Origin of the sequence: Corallococcus sp. 4LFB, assembly GCF_046520365.1 — a bacterium.
GTDB classification, from domain to species: Bacteria; Myxococcota; Myxococcia; order Myxococcales; family Myxococcaceae; genus Corallococcus; species Corallococcus caeni.
On sequence record NZ_JBKGHJ010000687.1, the window covers coordinates 1 to 3,463 of the forward strand.

At 73.0% G+C, this 3,463-nt stretch carries 1 protein-coding gene; it reads right to left on the reverse strand.

Features of this window, described 5'->3' with window-relative positions:
* Window positions 1-3,463: amino acid adenylation domain-containing protein (locus tag ACLEQD_RS39555; RefSeq protein ID WP_410391095.1), on the reverse strand; the 3,463-nt coding region annotated here is incomplete at both ends.

The following is a 3,463-nucleotide window of genomic DNA, read 5'->3' on the forward strand; positions in this document are numbered from 1 at the left end:
CCCGGCTCCAGCTGGTCCAGGAACCACAGCCGCTGCTGCGCGAACGACAGCGGCATGCGCGCCTCTCGCGGCACGCGACGCAGCGGCGGTGCCTGGAGCGACGCGCCGCCCTGCATGAGCGCGTCCAGGTGACGCGCCTGTTCTTCCAGCGTGCGGGCCTCGAAGAGGAGCTGGAGCGGCAGCTCCACCTGGAAGGCCGTGCGGATGCGCGACGCCAGCTGCGCCACGAGCAGCGAGTGGCCGCCCCGGGCGAAGAAGTCATCCGTCGCGCTCACCGTGTCTTGCTTGAGGACCTCGTTCCAGAGGGCGGCGAGCTGGACCTCCGTCTCCGTGCTCGGGGCGATGCGCGGCGTGATGGGCCGCTGGGGCTGGAGCGCAGGGAGGGCGCGGCGGTCCACCTTGCCGCTGGCCGTGAGGGGCAGGGCTTCCAGCAGGACGAAGTCCGACGGCACCAGGGCCTCCGGCAGGGTGCGCCGGAGGAAGGTGCGCAGGGCTTCGGCGTCCACGGGGCGCGCGGTGTGGGGCGCGACGTAGGCCACCAGCGTGGGGCCGTGGGCTCCGGCCTCTCGCACGATGACCGCGGCTTCGCGGACGCTCGGGTGGAGGGTGAGCGCGGCTTCCACCTCGCCGGGTTCGACGCGCAGGCCGCGCAGCTTCACCTGCTGGTCGAGCCGGCCGAGGAACTGGAGGCGCCCGTCGGACAGCCAGCGGACCCGGTCTCCGGAGCGGTACAGGCGGGCGCCGGGCTCGGTGGCGAAGGGGTGGGGGATGAAGCGCTCGGCGGTGAGGGCGGGACGGCCCAGGTAGCCGTGCGCCAGGGGCACGCCGCCCAGGTGCAGCTCGCCCGGGACGCCGATGGGCACCGGGTGCAGCGCGGCGTCGAGCACGTAGGCCTCGGCGTTGGCCACCGGCCGGCCGATGGGCACGGTGGCGCCGGAAGCGTCGTCGGTGACGGGGGACCACGTGGCGTCGATGGTCGACTCCGTGGGGCCGTAGGCGTTGACGAGCTGGACCGTCGGCAGGACGGAGCGCAGCCGCGTGACCAGGTCCGGCGTCAGCGCCTCACCGCCGCAGAAGAGCCAGCGCAGGGTCGTGGCCTGCTTCAGGGCGGGCTCCGCCGCGAGGAAGCGCAGCACGGAGGGCACGGCCTGGAGGACGGTGATGCGCTGGCGCGACAGCAGGTCCGCCAGGAGCGCGGTGTCGCGAGGCACGTCCGGAGGCGCGAGCACGAGCGTCGCGCCGGACAGCAGCGTGGAGAACAGCTCCGCCGCGGAGGCGTCGAAGCCCAGCGCGGCGAGCTGGAGCTGCCGGTCGCCCGCCTTCAGCGCGAACGTGGAGCCCATCCACGTCGCGTGGTTCACGAGCGAGCGATGGGACACCAGCACACCCTTGGGCTGGCCCGTGCTGCCCGACGTGTAGAGGACATAGGCGGGCAGGTCCGCGGGCACGTCCGGGAGCGGGGCGTCCACGGCGAGGTGCTCGGTGGCTTCGGCCACATGCGCCAGGACAGCAGAGGCCAGGCTCGCGCCCGAATCCGGATGCGGCGCTTCCGTCGAGGACGCCTTCCGCGTGGATGCGGCCTCAAGCCCCGTGACAGCCGCCGGGCTCGCGACCAGAGCCGAGTGCTGCGCGCCTGTAGTGGACGGTTTCAGCGCGGATGCGACCTCGAGTCCCATGACAGGCGCCGGGCTCGCGACCGAAGCCGAGTGCGGCGCTTCCGTCGAGGGCGCCTTCAGCGTGGAGGCGACTTCGACGATGCGGCCCAGGAACGGCGGGAGCCGGTCGCGGAGCCGGGCTTCGGTGAGGAGCACCGTGGCGCCTGCGTCCTCCAACTGGAACGCAAGCCGCTCCAGCGGAGCGGACGGATCCAGCGGCACGTAGGTCGTGCCCGCCTTCAACGCGCCGAGCACCGCGACGGGCAGCGCGTGCGAGCGCTCCAGGAACACTGCCACCCTGGCTCCGGTGTGCACTCCCTGAGCCCTCAGGCTCCGGGCGAGCGCATCGGCGCGGGCATCCAGCTCCCGGTACGTGACGGCCTGTCCGTCATGCTCCACGGCCACCGCGTGTGGCGTGGCCTTCGCCTGTGCTTCGAACAGCGCGTGCACGGACGTGTCGTGCGGCGCGCTGCCTTGCGACCGGGCCCACTCGCCCAGCACCTGACGCCGCTCCTCCTCCGTGAGCAGCGGCAGGTCCGACAGGCGCCGCTCCGGGTGGAGGCAGGCCTCCTCCAGGAGGACGCGCAGGTTCCCGATGAGGCGCTCGACCGTGCTCCGGTCGTAGAGGTCGGTGCGGTACTCCACCGCGCCCTCCAGCGCGTCCGGCTTCTCCGTGAGCGTCACGGAGAGGTCGAACATGGCGGTGCCCGCGTCCACCGCGTGCGGCTCGATGCGCAGCCCCGGCACCGACAGCTCCGCCGACGGCGTGTTGAGCATCACCAGCGCCACCTGGAAGAACGGCGTGTGCTCCGCCTGCCGCTTGGGCTGGAGCACCTCCACCAGCTTCTCGAACGGCACGTCCTGGTGGTCATACGCGTCCAGCGTGACGCGCTTCACCCGGCCCAGCAGCTCGCGGAAGGTGGGGTTGCCGTCCAGCCGCGTGCGCAGCACCAGCGTGTTGACGAAGAAGCCGATGAGCCCTTCCGTCTCCTCGCGCGTGCGGCCCGCGATGGGCGCGCCCACGCTGACGTCGTCCTGGGACGCCCAGCGGGAGAGCACGGCCTGGAAGCCCGCGAGCAGCCCCATGAACAGCGTGGCGCCTTCCTGCTGGCACAGCGCCGTCACGTCCTGCGCCAGCTTCCGGGGCAGGGACAGGTGGAAGCTCGCGCCCGGCTGACGCGAGCCCGGGGTGCGCGGCCGGTCCGTGGGCAGCTCCAGCGCGTCCGGCGCTCCCGCAAGCTGGTGGCGCCAGTAGTCGAGCTGCGCCTGCAACACGTCACCCTGGAGCCACTCGCGCTGCCAGACCGCGTAGTCCGCGTACTGCACGGGCAGCGGCGGCAATGTCAGCGGCTGGCCCGCGACCGTGGCGGCGTAGCGCGCCACCGACTCCCGGATGAGCACGGCGAGCGACCAGCCGTCGGAGACGATGTGGTGCATCGTCACCAGCAGCACGTTCTCCTGCTCCGACAGCCGGAGCACGCGCGCCCGCAACAGCGGACCCTTCGCGAGGTCGAAGGGCTGACGTGCCTCCTCCTCGGCCAGTCGCCGCGCCAGCGCCTCCTGCTCCGGCCCGGAGTGCCCGCGTAGGTCCTCCACCGGCAGCGGGAAGGCCGCCCGGGGAGAGATGACCTGGACCGGCGTGCCTCCGTGCGAGGCGAACGTGGTGCGCAGGGATTCGTGGCGGTGCACCAGCTCCGTGAAGGCGCGCTCCAGCGCCGTCAGGTCCAGCGCGCCGTGCAGCCGCAGCGCGACCGGCATGTTGTAGACGGGCAGGCCCGGCTGGAGCTGGTCCAGGAACCACAGCCGCT